Below are 3,308 nucleotides of genomic sequence, written 5' to 3'. Positions count from 1 at the left end.
TATAAATCTAAGTTTATACTGAAAATACAAACGAGAAAGAACATTCAAATTAACACGTTCTTCTAGTATTAAACTAAACCATTTTTTTTCAACAAAACATCAACGACAAGTATTTTATAAAAGTGAATTTTGAAAATTGTAGGTCATATACTAAATCCGGTGGTAATCCAAACCTCCACAACCCCATGTTTTCACATAACTGTTGCGTTGACCAATTGAATCTACAACCGCGCTCTTGATGTCAGACTCCCTGAACAGGTCTCGGTGATCGGGAAACTCAGAGCGCATTATCCTGTGGCCACTTGTCAACAACGGTTAAAAAGTGATCCACTTACCATCACCATCACCATCAACGGTCTAATATTGATCCACCTTGTTTACTCAGGATTCACTTCAGCGATAATCCCAGCTTTACGTTTTTGCTTCAGTCGGTAGCTTTCTTCTTTTATCTGAACGACGTGGGAGTGATGTAATATTCTGTCCAGCATTGCTGAGGTTAGTGCTGCGTCTCCGGCGAAGGTTTGATCCCATTACCCGAACGGCAGATTTGACGTCAGGATCATTGCATTTTTTTCATAACGTTTCGCTACAACCTGGAAGAACAGTTTTGCTTCTTCCTGACTGAACAGAAGATAACCTATCTCATCTATAATCAGTAGCTTAGGTGTCATTACCCCTCGATGAAGCGTTGTCTTATAGCGCCCCTGACGCTGAGCCGTTGACAACTGAAGCAGGAGATCTGCTGCCGTTGTAAAGCGGACTTTAATGCCGGATCTGACTGCCTCATACCCCATCGCGATGGCAAGATGCGTTTTTCCGACACCGGAGGGTCCCAGTAATACTATATTCTCATTACGTTCAATGAAGCTCAGTGACCGTAATGACTGCAACTGTTTTTGCGGTGCGCCGGTTGCGAAGGTAAAGTCATATTCTTCGAACGTTTTGACTGCCGGGAAGGCAGCCATACGGGTATACATAGCCTGTTTACGCTGATGACGTGCCAGTTTCTCCTCGTGTAACAGATGTTCCAGGAAGTCCATATAACTCCATTCCTGTTCCGCCACCTGCTGAGACGGTACCGGGGCTGCACTGATCAGGCTGTCGAGCTGTAACTGTTCTGCCATCGCCATCAGCCGCTGATGTTGTAATTCAATCATTATGCCGCTCCTCTGCAGAACAGATCATAGACGGATAACGGATGATGGAGCGGATGACAGTCGAAGGTATCCAGACTTGCATCTGTCTGTACCTCACACTGTTTTTTCTCCGGCGGGAGAGCCAGCATAGACTGCTGCTCTTCAAGCCAGCGATCACAGGGACGGCAGCGGATGGTTTCATGTCTGCGCTGATTGGCAACCTCATGCAGCCATCGCAGCCCATACCGGTTTGCTGTTTCGGTATCGACCGTAATACCCATCGGGCGCAACCGGGTCATCAGCGGGATATAGAAGCTGTTGCGCGTGTATTGCACCATCCTCTCTACTTTCCCTTTGGTCTGAGCGCGGAAGGGACGACACAGGCGGGGAGAGAAGCCCATCTCTTTACCTAACTGCCACAATGAAGGATGAAACCTGTGCTGTCCGGGCTGATAGGCATCCCGCTGAAGTACCACAGTTTTCATGTTGTCATACAGCACTTCCTGCACAACGCCGCCAAAGAAGCTGAAAGCATTACGGTGGCATGATTCCAGTGTGTCGTAACGCATATTGTCAGTGAATTCGATATACAGCATTCTGCTGTAACCCAGTACAGCAATGAACACATGAAGCAGTGATTTACCGTGGCGCATGGTTCCCCAGTCTACCTGCATCAGTCTTCCCGGCTCTGTTTCAAAACGGACAACCTGTTTGGCTCTGCCGTTGTGCTGTTCAGCGAACGGATAAACTCTCTGAGAATGGAGAGTCCTCCGTGATAGCCACGTTCTGTTATTTCCCTGGCAATAACAGTCGCCGGGATTTTATAAGGATGTGCGTCCGCAATACGCTGACGTATGTAGTCCCGGTACTCGTCCAGAAGTGAGACCGCTGCCGGACGTGGAGTATATTTCACAGGTTCACACTGAGCCCGCAGGTAACGTCTTACCGTATTGCGTGAAATCCCCAATTTCCTGGCAATAGCCCGGTTGCTCATTCCCTGCTTGTGCAGGATTTTAATTTCCATATGCATCTCAAACGTGATCATAAGCTCCCCTTAATTCAGAGGAGCAGATTAACCCCCGGATCAGTTTTCAACCGTTGAGAGGGATCAGTTTTACATCGTTGGTAACAGCCACTCTTTGCTGCGTGTTCGGGGTTCACCGCAGCAGCTATAAATACCGGAAAAACCGTCCTGACAAGCCGGATAGCAGGCGGGCCGTATTACGCAGTCAGGTTCAGGAACTGCACGGTCTCAGTCATGGCTACGCTGGTGCTGGTAAGTTGTCAGCAGCCTGTTCACCGATATAAACGTGGGGGACACGAGTATATTTCTATCCCGAATCACCTCGGGTGTCAGTTTGCAGTGACAGAGCCTGATCAGGTATGGTGCGGCGATGTGACGTATATCTGGACGGGTAAACGCTGGGCTTACCTTGCTGTGGTACTCGATCTGTTTGCGCGGAAACCCGTGGGGTGGGCAATGTCGTTCTCTCCGGACAGCAAACTGACCACCAAACGAATCAGAAAACCGATACCGGGAAAACTCTAAAACCGTGGCCAGTTTTAGTTGACCACTACAGTTGACCTTGCGATGAATAATGCCGGTATTCGTGACACTGCTCGGGCGTTACATATCAGTATCAATGCTGTTGTGCGCACTTTAAAAAACTCTCGCCGCGAAATGTGACAAGCCCGCCGCTGAATAACCTGCAGATTCAACTCATTTGTGAAGTGGACGAGATGTGGTCGTTTATCGGCAACAAAAAACGACAGCGTTGGTTGTGGTACGCATGGGAGCCCCAGTTAAAATGGATTATCGCCCATGTTTTCGGTTCCCGAAGCAAGAAAACACTGTGTAATTTGTTGAAACTACTCTCTGGATTCAATGTCGCTTTTTGGTGTACTGATAGTTACAGGGCTTACAATGACGCTTTTCCTGAGGCGCGGCATATCACTGGCAAGCTGTATACTCAGCGTATTGAGCGCGAAAACCTGACATTGCGTAACCGACTGAAGCGCCTCAATCGTAAGACACTGGGATATTCAAAATCCCCCGAAATGCACGACAGGATCATAGGCACATTCATTGAACGCGAGTATTACGCCTGATGCACAATCAACTTATCGAATACGCTACCCTATTATTTATACCCCGCTTCATTATTATCAATA

At 47.9% G+C, this 3,308-nt stretch carries 5 pseudogenes; 2 read left to right on the top strand and 3 right to left on the bottom strand.

The window, feature by feature from the left end:
* Positions 1–166 precede the first annotated feature (166 nt).
* The 3 pseudogenes from GN208_RS17645 to istA all read right to left on the bottom strand — a co-directional run.
* A pseudogene (locus GN208_RS17645) lies at positions 167–241 on the bottom strand (hypothetical protein); the annotation flags it as partial.
* Positions 242–377: 136 nt separating this feature from the next.
* Positions 378–1,160: pseudogene (gene istB / locus GN208_RS17640) on the bottom strand (IS21-like element helper ATPase IstB).
* A pseudogene (gene istA, locus GN208_RS17635) lies at positions 1,157–2,181 on the bottom strand (IS21 family transposase). The pseudogenes istB and istA overlap by 4 nt, the downstream one beginning before the upstream one ends.
* Before the next feature lie 86 nt (positions 2,182–2,267).
* Here istA and GN208_RS17630 point away from each other — a divergent pair.
* A pseudogene (locus tag GN208_RS17630) lies at positions 2,268–2,646 on the top strand (DDE-type integrase/transposase/recombinase); the annotation flags it as partial.
* A gap of 69 nt (positions 2,647–2,715) precedes the next feature.
* Positions 2,716–3,245, top strand: a pseudogene (locus tag GN208_RS17625) (IS1 family transposase); the annotation flags it as partial.
* Positions 3,246–3,308: the final 63 nt, after the last annotated feature.

Source organism: Morganella sp. HSTU-ASny43, from assembly GCF_022819185.1.
Classification (GTDB): Bacteria; Pseudomonadota; Gammaproteobacteria; order Enterobacterales; family Enterobacteriaceae; genus Morganella; species Morganella morganii.
Note: the sequence above shows the minus strand (reverse complement) of the source record. Positions and strands in the feature narration are given on the sequence as shown.